This is a genomic window from Solibacillus sp. FSL W7-1472 (assembly GCF_037969775.1).
In the GTDB taxonomy this organism is placed as follows: Bacteria; Bacillota; Bacilli; order Bacillales_A; family Planococcaceae; genus Solibacillus; species Solibacillus silvestris.
Window position 1 is genome coordinate 898,812 of the sequence record NZ_CP150208.1, and the last position, 15,574, is coordinate 914,385.

At 39.3% G+C, this 15,574-nt stretch carries 18 protein-coding genes; 14 read left to right on the forward strand and 4 right to left on the reverse strand.

The features are described 5' to 3' along the window. Positions 1–192 precede the first annotated feature (192 nt). Entirely contained in the window at positions 193–1,101 is a 909-nt protein-coding gene (locus MKY07_RS04285) for a glycerophosphodiester phosphodiesterase family protein (protein ID WP_014824557.1), read from the reverse strand. A 276-nt stretch (positions 1,102–1,377) separates the two neighbouring features. On the opposite strand from MKY07_RS04285, the gene MKY07_RS04290 reads away from it, so the two are divergent. Continuing rightward, on the forward strand, positions 1,378–1,650 hold the full coding sequence (locus tag MKY07_RS04290) for a YlbG family protein (protein WP_008403430.1): 273 nt from the start codon (positions 1,378–1,380) through the stop codon (positions 1,648–1,650). Positions 1,651–1,658: 8 nt separating this feature from the next. On the opposite strand, the gene MKY07_RS04295 is transcribed toward MKY07_RS04290, so the two are convergent. Beyond that, positions 1,659–2,048 (reverse strand): hypothetical protein, encoded by a 390-nt coding sequence (locus tag MKY07_RS04295; RefSeq protein ID WP_008403429.1) that lies wholly within the window; start codon positions 2,046–2,048, stop codon positions 1,659–1,661. 54 nt (positions 2,049–2,102) lie between these two features. On the opposite strand from MKY07_RS04295, the gene MKY07_RS04300 reads away from it, so the two are divergent. Genes MKY07_RS04300 through coaD form a run of 3 tightly spaced genes read left to right on the forward strand, consistent with a single transcriptional unit; the run spans position 2,103 to position 4,606 of the window. Further along, a complete protein-coding gene (locus MKY07_RS04300; protein ID WP_339263922.1) occupies positions 2,103–3,512 on the forward strand; it encodes an RNA polymerase II in 1,410 nt (469 codons plus the stop codon). A 39-nt stretch (positions 3,513–3,551) separates the two neighbouring features. Continuing rightward, a complete protein-coding gene (gene rsmD / locus MKY07_RS04305; RefSeq protein ID WP_008403427.1) occupies positions 3,552–4,124 on the forward strand; it encodes a 16S rRNA (guanine(966)-N(2))-methyltransferase RsmD in 573 nt (190 codons plus the stop codon). Further along, entirely contained in the window at positions 4,121–4,606 is a 486-nt protein-coding gene (coaD, locus tag MKY07_RS04310; RefSeq protein ID WP_339263923.1) for a pantetheine-phosphate adenylyltransferase, read from the forward strand. Before rsmD ends, coaD begins: the two co-directional genes overlap by 4 nt. A gap of 85 nt (positions 4,607–4,691) precedes the next feature. Here the strand turns inward: coaD and MKY07_RS04315 are convergent, their stop codons facing one another. Next, entirely contained in the window at positions 4,692–5,570 is an 879-nt protein-coding gene (locus MKY07_RS04315; RefSeq protein WP_008403423.1) for a hypothetical protein, read from the reverse strand. A 213-nt stretch (positions 5,571–5,783) separates the two neighbouring features. Here MKY07_RS04315 and MKY07_RS04320 point away from each other — a divergent pair, with 213 nt between their 5' ends. Continuing rightward, positions 5,784–6,833: a SepM family pheromone-processing serine protease gene (locus MKY07_RS04320; RefSeq protein ID WP_014824554.1), complete on the forward strand. Its 1,050-nt coding sequence runs from the start codon at positions 5,784–5,786 to the stop codon at positions 6,831–6,833. On the opposite strand, the gene MKY07_RS04325 is transcribed toward MKY07_RS04320, so the two are convergent. Then, complete coding sequence (locus MKY07_RS04325; RefSeq protein ID WP_339263924.1) at positions 6,830–8,038, reverse strand: nucleotidyltransferase; 1,209 nt, start codon at positions 8,036–8,038, stop codon at positions 6,830–6,832. The genes MKY07_RS04320 and MKY07_RS04325 overlap by 4 nt on opposite strands. 184 nt (positions 8,039–8,222) lie before the next feature. Between MKY07_RS04325 and MKY07_RS04330 the strand changes: the two genes are divergently transcribed. The 9 genes from MKY07_RS04330 to bshC all read left to right on the forward strand — a co-directional run bounded on the left by MKY07_RS04330 (position 8,223) and on the right by bshC (position 15,525). Then, positions 8,223–8,756 carry a YceD family protein gene (locus MKY07_RS04330; RefSeq protein WP_014824552.1) on the forward strand — a complete coding sequence of 178 codons (534 nt, stop codon included), beginning with the start codon at positions 8,223–8,225 and terminating at the stop codon, positions 8,754–8,756. Between the two features lie 23 nt (positions 8,757–8,779). Further along, positions 8,780–8,953, forward strand: coding sequence for a 50S ribosomal protein L32 (gene rpmF / locus MKY07_RS04335; RefSeq protein WP_008403415.1), 174 nt, complete (start codon positions 8,780–8,782; stop codon positions 8,951–8,953). 155 nt (positions 8,954–9,108) lie between these two features. Next, complete coding sequence (locus tag MKY07_RS04340) at positions 9,109–9,873, forward strand: enoyl-CoA hydratase/isomerase family protein (RefSeq protein ID WP_008403413.1); 765 nt, start codon at positions 9,109–9,111, stop codon at positions 9,871–9,873. A gap of 245 nt (positions 9,874–10,118) precedes the next feature. Then, positions 10,119–10,505, forward strand: coding sequence for a transcriptional regulator (locus MKY07_RS04345; RefSeq protein ID WP_008403412.1), 387 nt, complete (start codon positions 10,119–10,121; stop codon positions 10,503–10,505). 134 nt (positions 10,506–10,639) lie between these two features. Beyond that, the gene (locus tag MKY07_RS04350; RefSeq protein ID WP_008403411.1) at positions 10,640–10,852 is read left to right on the forward strand and encodes an acetyl-CoA carboxylase biotin carboxyl carrier protein subunit; all 213 of its coding nucleotides are present in this window, start codon (positions 10,640–10,642) and stop codon (positions 10,850–10,852) included. A 17-nt stretch (positions 10,853–10,869) separates the two neighbouring features. Beyond that, entirely contained in the window at positions 10,870–12,408 is a 1,539-nt protein-coding gene (locus tag MKY07_RS04355) for an acyl-CoA carboxylase subunit beta (protein WP_014824549.1), read from the forward strand. A 69-nt stretch (positions 12,409–12,477) separates the two neighbouring features. Further along, on the forward strand, positions 12,478–13,371 hold the full coding sequence (locus tag MKY07_RS04360) for a 2-dehydropantoate 2-reductase (protein WP_339263925.1): 894 nt from the start codon (positions 12,478–12,480) through the stop codon (positions 13,369–13,371). Continuing rightward, positions 13,368–13,763, forward strand: a complete 396-nt coding sequence (locus MKY07_RS04365; RefSeq protein ID WP_008403407.1) for a DUF3397 domain-containing protein — start codon at positions 13,368–13,370, stop codon at positions 13,761–13,763. Before MKY07_RS04360 ends, MKY07_RS04365 begins: the two co-directional genes overlap by 4 nt. 145 nt (positions 13,764–13,908) lie before the next feature. Then, positions 13,909–15,525 carry a bacillithiol biosynthesis cysteine-adding enzyme BshC gene (gene bshC, locus MKY07_RS04370; protein WP_339263926.1) on the forward strand — a complete coding sequence of 539 codons (1,617 nt, stop codon included), beginning with the start codon at positions 13,909–13,911 and terminating at the stop codon, positions 15,523–15,525. The last annotated feature ends 49 nt before the right edge of the window (positions 15,526–15,574 follow it).

Here is a 15,574-nt window from a genome sequence, read left to right on the forward strand (position 1 = left end):
TGTTATGGTTGCCGTCTAAGCTAAAGCGCCAACTCCTCGCACGAGGCCCCACCGTGCAAAAGTGGTGGAACGTTTACTTTTGCGTCGACTCTTCCAATGGCTTGGGCTCACACGATGTGAGTCATTGGGGGCATGCAACAAGGATGTGGGTGTTTTGCCCACTCGGAGTTAAACGGGCGCTTTAGCCCTTGGTTATTGCGATACTTTTTGGATGAGCACTTCTGCGATATCCGGACGGTTTGTCACGATACCCATTGCTCCTTGTCGGATGACACGGTTCATTGTTACAAGATCATCAATGTCGCTGTAGATCGTCGGCACATTTAGTTCCGATAAAAACTTAACAAAGCGCGGTGAATCATAATTGAAAACACCCTGTTTTAATGGCACGATGAACAAGTCTACTTTTGGATGATACAAATGACCGAATTGACTTGTAAATGAAGTCATCGCCTTTTTGATGTCGCCTTCACCGGCACCAAGAGCGATGCGGTTTTGTGCATACAGATTGAAGCGGTCGATTTGTTCGCTATAAGGACTTGTCACAATCACTTGATATTGAATATTCAATTCTTCGATTAACCGCCATAGTTTAGAAGGCATTAAACTACCTTCATATGTGTCTGGACTATCTTGGATGTTTACGATAAATAGTTTATCTGGATATGTTTCAATTAATTGGCGTAATGTCACGGCCAGTACATGCTGTTCTCTGTATGGGAAAGCACCTTCTAAATCTTCAAAGTTATAGCCGATATTGAGTTCTTTTAATTGTTCGAATGTAAAATCTTTAATAAAGCCAGAGCCATTAGTTGTGCGGTCTACCGTTGCATCATGAAAAGCGATAATTTCTTCATCTTTTGAAAGGCGGACACTTACTGTAAAGCCATCCACACCGATTTCCGCTGCTCGTTCAAAAGCAAGTAACGAATGTTCAGGTGCCAGACCCGCGCCTCCATGTTGTGCGATAATAATTGGACGTTCAAATTGTAATGCTTCTTTTGATTCACGTTTTTGCGGCTTTGAAATCGCTTTTGTTCCTGCCCATGCCGCCGCACTAGCCGCCGCGATTGCTAAAGCTACTTTTGTCTTCTTACCCATTAAATTCGTCCTCCTCTAACCGTACATTGTTTCGTTGAAAGCTATGTGCAATAAATGAGTGTAAAAAGCTTGAAATAGTATGAAGTGTATATCTCACTCTACTATTTTCCATTATAACGGAAAAGAAGTGGAACTGTCTAAACTCTGTTGCTAACAATTTGCACATTTGGTATGCTTTTAGTGAAAAAGACGGCTTGAAACTGAGGTAATTTGAAGGAATTTGTTGCATGATTTGGCTGAATATAAATATTTTTATGAAGAAACGGGGAGTTTTCCATGAATGAAAGACAAGGTTTAATTATATACGTTCATCAATTAAAACATGCGAAGTCGTTAAGGAAGTATGGTCACGTAAATTTTATCTCCAGGAGATTAAAATATGTTGTAATTTATTGTAATCGGGACGAGATCGAAACATTGAAAAATAAAATACAACGCCTTCCATTTGTGAAAGACGTTGTTGAATCATACCGTCCATTTGTTAAAAATGAATTTGAAAATGCAAAGCCGGATAAGGCTAAAGAATACGATTATAAAATAGGTTTATAATTTTTCTTTTATTGCATAGGTGGTATGTATCGGTTTAATCTCAAAATACCAATTAAGTATTGATAATATTGATTTTTTTCCGAAAAAACAGATGAGTGTTTAATTTCAAGAATGTTTTCTTGCTGCTTAACATCTTGAATCGTTTGTTTAAATATCTCAATTCGCTTTGACAGTTTTTCCTCGTTATATGGAATCCCTTCGCGGCAAATATATATTGGCATGAATTTGCTTTCACCTGATGGTTTAAACGCCACGGCTAGTGAAGCGACTGAATTGCCATCATGAGTTGCAGTGAAAATAAATGCGTTATGGAATCGATGCTCATTTGTTTTGACCAGTTCGCAAAGCTCATATATATCGCCATAGCCTTGACCGAGTTCGATAAATTGTTGAATCATTTTTTTAGCACATCCTTTCTTTATAATAGTAACATGATGCAGGAGGTCAGGCACTTGAAAATTGCCGTTAGTATTTTTTCATTTTTAACGATACTAATCGGAACTATACTTTTTATGCAGTTCCAAGTTTATTCGGAGGAAGTGGATTCAGCTGAAAAAGGCTATCGTTATTCTCAGGAAATTGAAATTGTGTACCGAGACGAAAGCTTGGATATTCGTCAGCATTTTAAAAATTTACCGAATGAAGAATTGACGATTGAATGGCCGAAAGCTTCCATTAATCCTGATTGTTTTATAGAAAATGAACATAGCTGTGCTCGACTAAGTGAAGACTCCACGAAGTTTAAAGCTGGAGAAACGAGGGCACAATCGATTTCCTATGTCATTCCATTAAAGGACGGCTTACAGTCTCGTCAGCTTATGAAAAATGTCTTTGCTACATTAAAAAACGGTGATGTTCAGTTTTCTACGGTTCATATTTCCACAGAAAAAGATGTGAAAGGACAGTGGGTAACGGGTTTGCCATTAATCGGTGAGCAAAATTTATCACTTGTCAACTATTCCATGTTCAGTGGGGAAGGCCCAGTGAAAGATCTGTTTTGGCAAGATGGAGACTTTGCGCTGCAATATGAAATGGGTGCTGTCTCTATTTATTCAAGAACCCCATTGAAAGCTGCATTTTATGAAAAGCTTGAAAAAGTTAATTTTTTAAGCAATGAACATCTTGCCATCGTTAATGGAACAAATACAGATGGTGTCGATGGGTTCCGTATGATTTTTGTACCAAATGTGACAGTGGCAAAGGTGCAACAAAATGTCCTGCTTACACAACTGGAAGCAACCTATGATTTTGGTGACAGTCCGCATTGGCTGAAAGAATTACTGGCATCCTTTTTAACGGGTACTGTATTTGGCGGCGAGAAAACAAAAGAAGTCGCTGCAACAATTACTGGCCAACTAACGGACGGGCAACTGAAGGAGTGGCAAGTACGTTTATGGGCACTGGAAGGTGAAACAATCAGCGGAGAACTGCTCGACAAGGAGTTGTCTGAAGTATTGGATGCTTCTACGAAATATATTTCGATGAATGCACAATCAGAAAAGTCCTATCCGTTTCTATATAATGACCCGCGTCAACTATATGTCAATTCGGAAAAGCAGCCTGCCGTTCAAGTCGTCTTAAAAGATGGTGAAGTATTGTACGGGGCAGATATACTGCTGGAATCGATCGGTTATGATGTAAGTATAGGAAAACATGGGTATTATGTAGTAAGTGAAACACGTGAATTCAGATTTCCGAATGAACCGGGTTTTTATGTATTTAATCAGCGACGATATGACACGGTATCTTTACCGGTTAAACAAGTAGCTGGCCAATATTTCATAGAGGAATCATGGTTGCAGCGTTTGTTTATAGTTGAAATTGAAAAAACGGAGGACCGAATTAATATTTCGGCTCCTTAAAAATGTTAGATGATTTAGTAGGAAAGTTTGGTGGAAATCATGCGCGTTGTCGCAGGAGACAGAAAAGGGATGCCATTAAAGGCAATTGCGGGAAATACAACACGACCGACAACAGATAAAGTCAAGGAATCCATTTTTAATATGATCGGCCCATTCTTTAATGGCGGTTTGGCGGTTGATTTATTTGCAGGGAGCGGCGGTCTTGGTATCGAAACACTAAGTCGCGGGGCAGATCATGCGCTGTTTATCGAGAAAGATGCCCGTGCTTTCCAAGTGCTTCAGGAAAATATAAAAAAATGCCGTTATGAGGATGTATCTGAACTTTTCCGTACAGATGCGATGCGTGCGGTGAAAGCCTTATTAAAAAGAGATATTGTCATTGACTATTTATTTTTGGATCCGCCATATCACAAAAAAGAATATTATGACTTAGTCGAAACACTTGTTGAAGGCGGAAAGTTGGCCCAAGATGCCATCATTATGTGCGAACATTCTACAGAAGTTACATTGCCGGAAAACTACGGCCGCTTTCACCTAGTAAGACAAGAAGAATACGGCAGTACGATCATTTCTATTTATCGTCATGTAGAGGAAGAGGGAGAAATCGTTTGACAGGAAAAATCGCAGTAGTACCTGGAAGTTTTGATCCGATTACGAATGGTCATATTGACATCATTCGTCGGGCAGCCGATGTTTTTGACACAGTATATGTAGCAGTATTAAATAACTCATCAAAAAAACCACTATTTTCAATTGAAGAGCGTACAGCCTTAATCAAAGAAGTAACAAAAGATTTGCCGAATATTCGAATCGAAACTTCTTCGGGACTGCTGATCGATTATGCCCGCGAAAAGAAGGCGAAAGCCATTGTACGTGGCTTACGCGCCGTTTCCGACTTTGAATATGAAATGCAGATTACTTCGATGAACCGAGTGCTTGATGAAAATATCGAGACATTCTTCATCATGTCAAAAAATCAGTATTCATTTTTAAGTTCAAGCATCGTCAAAGAAGTAGCCAAATACGGCGGAAATGTAAGTGAACTCGTACCAGCCATCGTCGAACAGGCACTAAAAGAAAAATTCGCTAAATAAAAAAGAGCTTCTGTGTAAGGAAAAATCCTTACACAGAAGCTCTTTTTTCATAAAGGAAATCGCCGGAAGATAATAAAACTCTCTCTTATAAAAACAGCAGGAAAAATAATATTGGGATGACGATACTGTAAACAATACGTATGAAAATATACGGACGAATTGCAATATTAGCAGAGCGGGCGATTACAATTACTTGCAGATGAATACTTAAACTTTGAGTCGTCAAGAATACAACTGTGAAAAAAATAAGCATGTCGCCATAGAGCTGCTGGTGGAGCAAATGTAATCCGTTCGTCACTTCAAGAAAGCTGGCAATTCCAATTTCTAAATAGGTAGGAATTGATTCGAAAACAACTTCGACACTATGTAGAAACACTTGGTAAATCGTCGTAAAAAAAATGATTGTTGTTGCAACAATTAATATTGTCGGAGCACTTTCCTTAATACTTGACGTAAAAGGTGTCGGATCTTTTGGTGCTTTATGCACTTCTTTTGAAAGCGGAGGGCAAATTAAATATACGGCAACCAATAAAATGAATGAAAAGCTATGTAGTAATATTAAATATTGCCAGCTGAATGTTGTAGAATTTAATAAGTCGCTTCCGACAAAGCCGAATAAAAAAAGCGGACTTGGACAATGGCAAATACCGAGCAAATAGGCAGCCTGCTGCTTTGTGATTGAATTACGTTTCACGAGTTGCGTAATTGTGGCAGCACCTGTAGGGTACCCTCCGACGGCACTAATTCCGTAAGTTTGCAAAAAAACGATAAATGGCGCACTGTTGTAAGAATGCGTCAATTTTAAAAGCCATGTTGTTAACACTAAATACGGCAGTAAATAGGGGAATAAAGCTTCCATAAAAAGCGATACACCAATGTCTGCGCCTACATGTGTCATTTCCGGAAAGAATAATAATAAACTAATTAATGTGATGCATAAAAGGATTGTCCAAATATTCTTCATCCTTTTCAATATTTTGTCATTCGCTCGTTCAAATGCTACACTAATTGTATGCAATTGAAGATTAAATTAGTATTTCAACTAGCCGGAACATAATTTTAAAGGAACGAATTTTGACATTAAATCGTCTTTGTTATTTGATCACGGCTTACAAAAATTGGTCCTGATACAATTGCGCCAATGCGAAATTGATTAATTATAGAGGAGTTTAAATACATGGGGAATAAAGGAAAAATAGCATTCGGCCTGTTTTTAGTTATATTAATGGGTTTGTCTTTTTATAGGTTGGATTATTATATTACAAAACCGGGTGGTACATATAATGTAAGCGATTTTCTGGCGATTCAGAATGGGGATCCGGACGATGAAGGTTCTTTTTATATGACGACCGTTGCAATGGGGCAGGCAACCCCGTTAACTTATGCGATGGCAGCTGTCGCGGATTATTATGATATTGTAAAATTAACAGATGTGCGACAAGAAGAAGAGGATGACGAAGAATATAATGTTCGTCAATTGAAATATATGACGGACTCCCAGTTTAATGCAACGTATGTAGCGTTCAATCGAGCGGGGCTTGATTATCAGGTGACCTACAAAGGACTTTATGTATTGAATGTTCTTGCAGAAGGTGCTGCTGACGGGCATCTAAAGCCGGGAGATGAGATTGTGGAAGTGGATAATGAGCGTATTGATAGTTTGGAAACGTTCGTTACCATCATTACACCGAAAGTAAAGGGAGATAAAATTAATCTAGTTGTAAAACGGGATGGAAAGCTCATTGATGAAACGCTGGAGATTAAAGAAATACCAGGCTCTGAAGGGCGTTTTGGCATAGGTATCACCTATTCCGAAAGTAAATCAATCAAAACCGATCCAAAAGTGACTGTGAAAACAGAAGATATTGGCGGACCGTCTGCCGGGTTAATGTTTACATTAGAGCTGTTAAATCAGCTAATCGATGAAGATCTGACAAAAGGCTATGAAATTGCAGGTACCGGTGAAATGCTGGAGGATGGAACGGTAGGCCGAATTGGCGGTATTGAGAAAAAGGTTGTTTCTGCTGATAAAGAAGGTGTCGATATTTTCTTTGCCCCTGATGATGAAATAACAAAAGAAATGCTTGAGTATAACCCAAGCATTACTTCAAATTATGAGGTGGCAGCTCAAACAGCAAAAGCCATTAATTCGGACATAAAAGTTGTTCCTGTCAAAACAATTGATGATGCCTTAAATTATTTAGATCAACTACAACCGAAAAATTAATAGCGAATAGGCGGAGTTTTATAATCTTCGTCTATTTTTTTATTTGAAAATTGCTGGATGCCTAATTGGTACATTTGGGTTGCATGCAGATCGATGGCCAATATTGGATCACTGACAGCTGCAACCCGGCTGATGAGCGGCAATGAAAGGGACTTTTTAATACGTGAAATATATTGCTGCCCTGCTGATGTCATGCCCAATATCCGAATATATGTAGGGCTGGAATAAGCATGCAGCTGTTCTTTCGTGACTCCGGTATAAATATGTGTCAACATTCGCTGGAGTCTTGTCCATGTATAACGTTTCGATTTCATCGCATTCATAAATTCCACAAAGTTCGAACTTGATCTTGCATATTTAATAAGCGAGTTTTCAAGCCCTTCTGATACGTCTGCATACTGTTTCAACTGCTGTGGAGTATGTCTTAAAATAGCATACTGTAAAAGTGGCCAAAAGCTTTCCCAGCTTGCAAAACGCCCATGTTCTGCCTGCCAGTGACCAAGCTGCTCAATACTTGCTTCGGGTAAATACTGTGTTACCTGTTCAAGCGACTGGCCGCTAAACAATGCCTGACGAATCCCGGTAGCACTGGCAATTTCACTGTCTGTGTCAATTGCATCATGATATCCCGCGGCAATTCGCTGAATGGTAGCAGGTCTCATAACTGTCTGAAGCTGCTCCATTGCTTCAACATAATGGAAGCCCAATATATTATTTGGTTGCCCTAAATCAATGTATGCATTCGGGGAAAGTTGTTTAAGCTGTTCATATGCCGCAAAAAGAGCTTGCGGGTAGCTTTTGCCTTGCTGAATTGTTTCTTTAATGATGGCGTTATAGAGCGTCCGATTGCTTTCGATTAAGTGAAAAGTGTTTAGAAACGGCGTGATGCTTCCTTGTTCGCTCCCGAATGCCAATGTCGTGCACTGCATTGCTTCCAATAGTTGGACAGCACCAGAAGCAAAACTAGTTGCCTGAGCGGTACTGAAAATATAAGGAAGTTCGATTACAATGTCAACTTCGCTTGCGAGTGCCATCTTTGTCCGATGCCATTTGTCGACGAGTGCGGGCTCTCCTCGCTGTAAAAATTGACCGCTCATAACAGCAACCGCAACATCACTGTTCGTTGTGCGTTTTGCTTCATTTACGTGATGCAGATGGCCATTGTGAAATGGATTATATTCAACAACTATACCGACGGCTTGCATAAACTTCCCCCTTACGCTAAAATAGTTTTTTGTTCGCATCAATACGTTCGAAATGAATGTATCTATGCAATATGTTAGAATTAATTTGATTATAAGCACGTTTTGTAATAGTGACAAGAAATTATCTTGACATCTTTTTTTATGGGCTATATAATAAACAGTGTTGTCTCGAGGTGATTAACGAATGAAATGGTCAATTCATCAATTATCAAAGTTTCGAAAAGACGGAATGCCGATTGATACAGTTGTTCAGTTGGATGAAGTAAAAAATCGTAACACCGATATACGTAACGTTTCACCCGTTCATGTAAAAGGGCTTTGTACTTTTGGTGCATCGCAAATGACTTGTCAATTAACGATTAGCACTACATTGACGCTTCCATGTGCACGCACGTGGGAAGATGTTGAATATCCTGTGAACATTGAAACGGTAGAAGTTTTCAGCTGGACCGATGAAAGAAATCGCGGGGATGTTGAGAGCGAAATCCATTATGTTGATGGTGACGTTGTTGATATGAAACCAGTCCTGGAGGAATTAATTCTTCTGGAAGTACCGATGCAAGTATTCAAAGAGAATACCGAAGGACAAGTGCAAGGCGGTAAAGGCTGGGACTATTCAACGGATGAAGATGTAGAAAATGCTAAGGAAGTTGACGAACCAAAATTGGATCCAAGACTGGCTGCTTTAGCTAAGTATTTTGATCAAACAGATGAATAAATATCTGTAAGGAGGTGCCATCAATGGCTGTACCATTTAGAAGAACTTCTAAAACTGCAAAAAGAAAGCGTCGTACGCATTTCAAACTATCTGTACCTGGTATGGTAGCTTGCCCAAACTGTGGAGAAGCTAAACTATCTCACCGTGTTTGCAAAGCTTGCGGACAATACAAAGGTAAAGAAGTAGTAGCGAAATAATTCAGTATTTGCGCTATATAAAGACTAGTTAAGAGACCATGGCTCTTAACTAGTCTTTTTTCTGTTTTTGCATAGAAACATTGTCAAAACAATAGTGGTCAACTATTATTAGAATAGTTTGATATATTGAAATAATTACTAAAGGGGATGGGCAAATGGATTACTTAATTCAGAATGAAGACGGGATTCTAACATTTACAATAAATCGCGAGGAAAAACGAAATGCCATAAACTATGCGGTGATGGATGGATTAAAGGAAGTTATTACATACATAAAAGAACATAATGATGTGCGCTTTTTAGTTATTACAGGCGCTGGAGAAAAATCATTTTGCTCGGGCGGGGACTTATCGGAATTTCATAGTTTGGAAACAGAAGAAGAAGCTTTTGGCATGCTGAGTAAAATGGGGCATATTTTATATGATTTAGCGACATTGCCAGTACCGACAATTGCCTTAATAAATGGAGCGGCTGTAGGAGGAGGTTGTGAAATAGCGACGGCTTGCGATTTCCGCCTCATTTCTTCTCATGCAAAAGCCGGCTTTATCCAAGGAACGCTGGCAATTACATCCGGGTGGGGTGGCGGTACTTATTTATTTGAGCGTGGCCTGCGCCATGATCGTGCATTAAAAATGCTGATCGATGCTAAGCCGTATGACGCGCAAACATTATATGAAATTGGTTGGGCAATGCGTGTGTATATTGAAGGGACGAAAGAGCAGGCTCTCGCAGATTTTATAGAGCACATGGCGAAAATCCACCCTTCTGTCCATCAGGCATATAAAGAAATTGAATTACGAAAGTGGCGTGAGCGCAATATGTATGAGCGTGTAATGGAAGAAATAAAACTATGCGCAAAACTGTGGGAATCCGAAGCGCACCACACTGCAGTACAGAACTTCCTCGAGAAGAAAAAGTAATTCGTTAACAGACTGCTTAAAGAATAATTTATAGGAAGTACGTTGATTGGAATGGAGGGGAGGGGAGCAGATTCATGCCTCAGTAGCACCGGCAACTGAGCAAAAGGAACAAAAGCCTCAACCCGCAATAGAAATCAACTTCCCCTAGTTACGATGAAAACTATTTTTATCGTAACTTTTTTTGTTTTTAAGTCTATTTTGTTCATCATGGCATATAGTAGTAAAAAATATGAGGTGGTGCAACTGTGGAGCAAAAAAGAAGGAAAGATCAATGGACAATTGCAGACGATGAAAAGTTAGCTGAAATTGTGATTCAAACAGTTCAAAACGGACGTACACAACTAGAAGCTTTTGAACAGGCAGCACAGGAGTTAAACCGGACGAAGCAAGCTTGCGGCTTCCGATGGAATAAAACATTGCGAGCACAGTATGGACAGGTTTTGAACAGTGTCAGAAAGCGTCCAAAACAATTAATGCGCAGTCACTTAAAGTTGGCGTTATCTAGTTTTGAAGAATTGACTGAAGCCTATAATGAACTAGAAATGAAGTATTCGGAATTACAATCAGAGTACGACAAAATTTCGAAGTGGCTACAACAAGGGGTAGCCTTAACAAAGGGGAAACCAAGTTAAAGAAAAACTAGTTATAAATAGAAATAAAATAATTTTTCGAGAAAATAATTGTAATTAATTTTAAGGCTACTTACAATAGAAGTAGAAACAAAGCGCGAGTAGCGCAAATATCTTCTAACAAGGGGGCCTTTCGCATGGCAGAAGTAAAAGCACAAATGGCAGGGACAGTATTTGAGGTAAGTGTTAAAGAAGGGGATAGTGTGACAAAAGGGCAGACACTCATCATTTTAGAATCGATGAAAATGGAAATCCCACATGAGGCAGAAACGGATGGGACAGTAGCAAAAATTACTGTTGCTGAAGGAGATTTTGTTGAAGAGAATGATATTTTAGTAGAATTAGCTTAAGTGATGGAGGGACGATAATGACACAGCCTACTTATAACGAACACTTACAGCAAAAAATAGAAAAAATATACGCAGGCGGGCAACCAAAATATCACGAAAAGTTAAAAGAAACGAATAAACTTTTTGTCCGGGATCGCTTGAAGCAATTGTTTGATGATGGGGTTTATGAGGAAGACGCCCGTTTTGCAAATTATGAGGCCGGAGATTTGCCTGCAGATGGTGTTGTAACAGCTATCGGGCAAGTTGACGGGCAAACCGTTTGTGTTATGGCTAATGACTCTACAATCAAAGCTGGATCATGGGGTTCGCGCACAGTTGAAAAAATAATCCGTATTCAAGAGACTGCGGAAAAAATGCAAGTACCAATGCTTTACTTAGTCGATTCTGCAGGGGCACGCATTACAGATCAGCTGGAAATGTTCCCTGGGCGACGCGGGGCAGGCCGTATTTTCCATAATCAAGTACGTATGAGTGGGATGATTCCTCAAATATGTATACTATTCGGTCCATCTGCTGCAGGGGGGGCCTATATTCCGGCCTTCTGTGACATTGTAATTATGGTGGACGGAAATGCTTCAATGTACTTAGGATCACCGAGAATGGCTGAAAAAGTAATCGGTGAAAAGGTTACGCTCGAAGAAATGGGCGGAGCACGCATGCACTGTACCGTTAGCGGATGTGGGGACGTATTGGCTGAAAACGAAGAACAGGCAATCCTTGAAGCGAGACGCTATATTAGTTATTTCCCTGCAAACTTTGCGGAATTCCCGCCAATTGATGAAACAAAGGCACCGAAAAGCGGGAGAACGCTGGAAGAGATTATTCCGGAAAATCAGAATGCGCCATTTGATATGTATGAATGTATCGAACAACTGATTGATGAAGGCAGCTTCTTTGAAATTAAAAAGCTATTTGCTTCTGAACTGATTACAGGACTTGCCCGCATTGATGGGCAAGTTGTAGGGATTATTGCCAATCAGCCGAAAGTAAAAGGGGGCGTACTGTTTATCGATTCTGCCGACAAAGCAGCGAAGTTTATTACGCTTTGTGATGCGTTCTCCATCCCGCTATTATTTTTAGCGGATGTACCGGGCTTTATGATCGGTACAAAAGTGGAAAAGGCGGGCATTATCCGACATGGGGCAAAATTTATATCGGCGATGAGCTCGGCAACGGTACCGAAAATTTCGGTTATCGTTCGTAAAGCGTATGGAGCTGGCCTTTATGCGATGTGCGGCCCGGCATTCGAACCGGATGCAGTCATTGCGTTACCGACTGCGCAAATTGCGGTAATGGGTCCGGAAGCAGCTGTAAATGCTGTTTATTCAAATAAGATCGAGGCGATTGAAGATCCGAAAGAGCGGATTCAATTTGTGAAACAAAAAATCGAGGAATATAAAGAAGAAATCGACTTATATAAACTGGCTTCCGAAATGGTGATTGATGATATTGTCATGCCAAATCAACTGCGACATACATTAATTCAACGTTTTAATTACTATAATTCGAAACAAATTGCTTTACCATATCGAAAACATCCGGTATATCCAGTATAATAAATTTAGCTAAAGGTCTGTCTTGAAGGCAGACCTTTTTAATTCGAAATAAATTTGAGGTATAATATAATGCGAATTGAAATCATTGGTGCAGGTGCAGTTGGTTTATTAGTAGCAAGTTATTTTGCTGAAAAGAATATGGATGTGTACATTGTCGGGAAACCTACGGGAGAAACGGTATGCAAGGACATACAGATTGAAAGGACGAATGTAAATCAATCTGTTACTTCCGTCAATGTGAAATATATTTCGGCGCTTTCAAATAAAGCGAACTTAATCATTGTAGCTGTAAAATATGGACAACTTCATGAAGTGTATGCAAGTATGGAGCATGTAAAGGATTCTATTCCATTATTATTTTTACAGAATGGTTTGGCCCATTATGAGGAAGCACTTGCATTAAGTAAAACGCATATTGCATTTAGCTCGATTCAATTCGGGGCACTTAAATTTTCGGAGCATCATGTCGCCCATAAAGGGGAAGGTATGATGAAAATTGCGGTGGCAAAAGGCGCTGGCAGTGAATTCAGTTTTTTAAACGGCCTTTCATCGGCGGAGCTTCCGATTGTATTCGAACAGGATGCTGAAAAAATGCTAATGGAGAAAGCACTGTTGAATTGTTTTATCAATCCGTTAACCGCGATTCTGCAAGTGAAAAATGGACAGCTAATTACACAAAGCCATACATTGCAATTATTGAAAGATTTATACAACGAACTCATGACGGCATTTCCGCAATTTAAAGAAACATTCCATTTTAATCAGGTCATTGCACTTTGTGAAAAGACAGCGGAAAATACATCGTCTATGCTGGCTGATCGTCTTGCAAATCGCAAAACCGAGATTGATACAATAGCAGGTGCGATTTTGAAAAAAGCGGAGCAAAATGAGAAAAAATTGCCTGTTTTACAAACACTTTATTATTTAGTAAAAGCATTTGAAGAGAGCGGTGAACAAATGTGATATTATTTTTTCAATATTTGGTGGCAACAATTATTGTATGCCCGATTATTGCTTTTATCACTGTGCTGCTCATATGCCGTAAGCTTCGAATAAAAAAACATAAAGCGATTGGCTTGGCAGCGGATATTACAACATTTCTTATGTTTTTTTCGATACCGATTGCGTTACAAGGACTATGGAATATTGGTATATTAATGCCGATGCTAATTGTTGTACTCGTAATCGCGATTGTTTTTACATATGTTGATTGGCGAACGAAAAAAGAAATTGAAGTAAAGCCATTACTGAAAAAAATTTGGCGCTTTTACTTTTTATTGTTCAGCATCACTTATTTTATAATTTGGATTGTTGGAATTACCCATTCAGTTATGATGTTTATGATGGTTGATTAGGTGGCTAAACTTTTCTTTTACTGTAAACTAGTATCCGGGAAAACATTAAGCTTTCAAGGCGGAAAATTAATACCCGTTAATGTGGGATAAAACAGTGATTAAGGTAATTTCAAAATTGAGTAAAGAGAAGTAGAGGAGAATTTTCATGGAGCTAGAACAAATAAATTCACCAGTAACGAATAAGCTATTAGCGGACTATTGGTCTGAGAATGCCGATATCCATTCGTTTTTTGAATATAAATATAATGAGGAAGCTTTTGGACAACGATTTGCATATTTAAAAAATCGAACATATCGTTCGGAAGAGCTTGCAAAAATTATTCGCAGTTATATGGAGCGGTATGGCATCTCGGAAAAGACGGCGCACCATTTAGATGAACTTGAGCAAGGTGCAGTAGTCGTGGTGGGTGGTCAGCAAGCTGGTTTGCTGACGGGGCCTCTCTATTCTGTCCATAAAGCAATTTCTGTTATTCTACTGGCAGAACAACAACGAAAAATATTAAATGCACCGGTCGTACCAATGTTTTGGATTGCGGGTGAAGATCACGATATAGAAGAGATCAATCATACGTATTCAATGACAAATGGTGAAGTGAAAAAACGTGGTTACAGTGAACGTTCTAAGCTGAAGAAAATGGCTTCAACTACACAATTGAATAAAGAAGCACTACAACAGTTTATATTAAATGTATTTAAAGATTTTGGAGAAACAGAACATACAGCGGACTTATTGAATAGTGTTTTGAGTCATGCGGAAAATAGTGAAACTTTTACGGATTTCTTTACGTTGCTGATGAATGATTTATTTAAAAAGCATGGCTTATTAATGCTGGATGCTACATATGAACCGTTCAGGAAGTATGAAAAAAACTATTTTGTCCAATTGATCGAAAAGAACGAATCGATTGCAACGGGTGTTGTAGCGCAGGAAAGAAAGCTCGGCGAGAAAGGCTATGCAATGCCGATTGATGCATCAGAGCAAAATGCCAATTTATTTTACATTAAAGAAGGCGAGCGTTTTCTGTTGGAGCGCAGTGGCGGCCATTTTAAAAATGTGACAGCCCATGCCAATTTTTCGAAAGAGGAATTAGTAGCTATTGCGAATGAGTCTCCTGAATGTTTAAGCAATAATGTCGTTACCCGTCCATTAATGCAGGAAATGGCGCTTCCGGTACTGGCGTTTGTTGGTGGTCCTGGTGAACTGGCTTATTGGGCTACATTAAAACCTGCGTTTGATGAGCTGCAGCTGCAGATGCCGATATTTGCGCCAAGACTCAGCATAACGCTTGTTACCCGTCAAGTTGATGCATTATTAGAACAAAAAGAGCTGACTGTAACGGATGTGCTAACAGGCAAAGTCGATGAACATTTAGCTCAATTTGTGGAAAGTGTAAAAGATGAGCAAGTAACGCGCGCAATTGAGCAGATGCAAAAACAGATGGAAGAGCAGTATGAGCAACTGACGAGTTATCTGCAGCATGGCAACTATCATGTAGAAGATCTATTGGAGAAGAATAAAAATTACCATGAACGTCAATTCCAATATTTACGTTCGAAACTTGAGCAGCAAAATATAGAAAAGTATGAAGTCGCAATTCGCCAATATAAAACAATTCAGTCACTATTATATCCGAATGATAGCTACCAAGAGCGCTTGTACAATCCATATATGTTCCTAAATACCTATGGGGAAAAGCTGATTGATGATTTATTGGAGTTACCTATGAGTATTTCCGTGAAACACCAACTTATTACCTTATAAGAAACAAGAGTTATCTCATATGCAGATAACTCTTTTTTGTGTCTTTTGG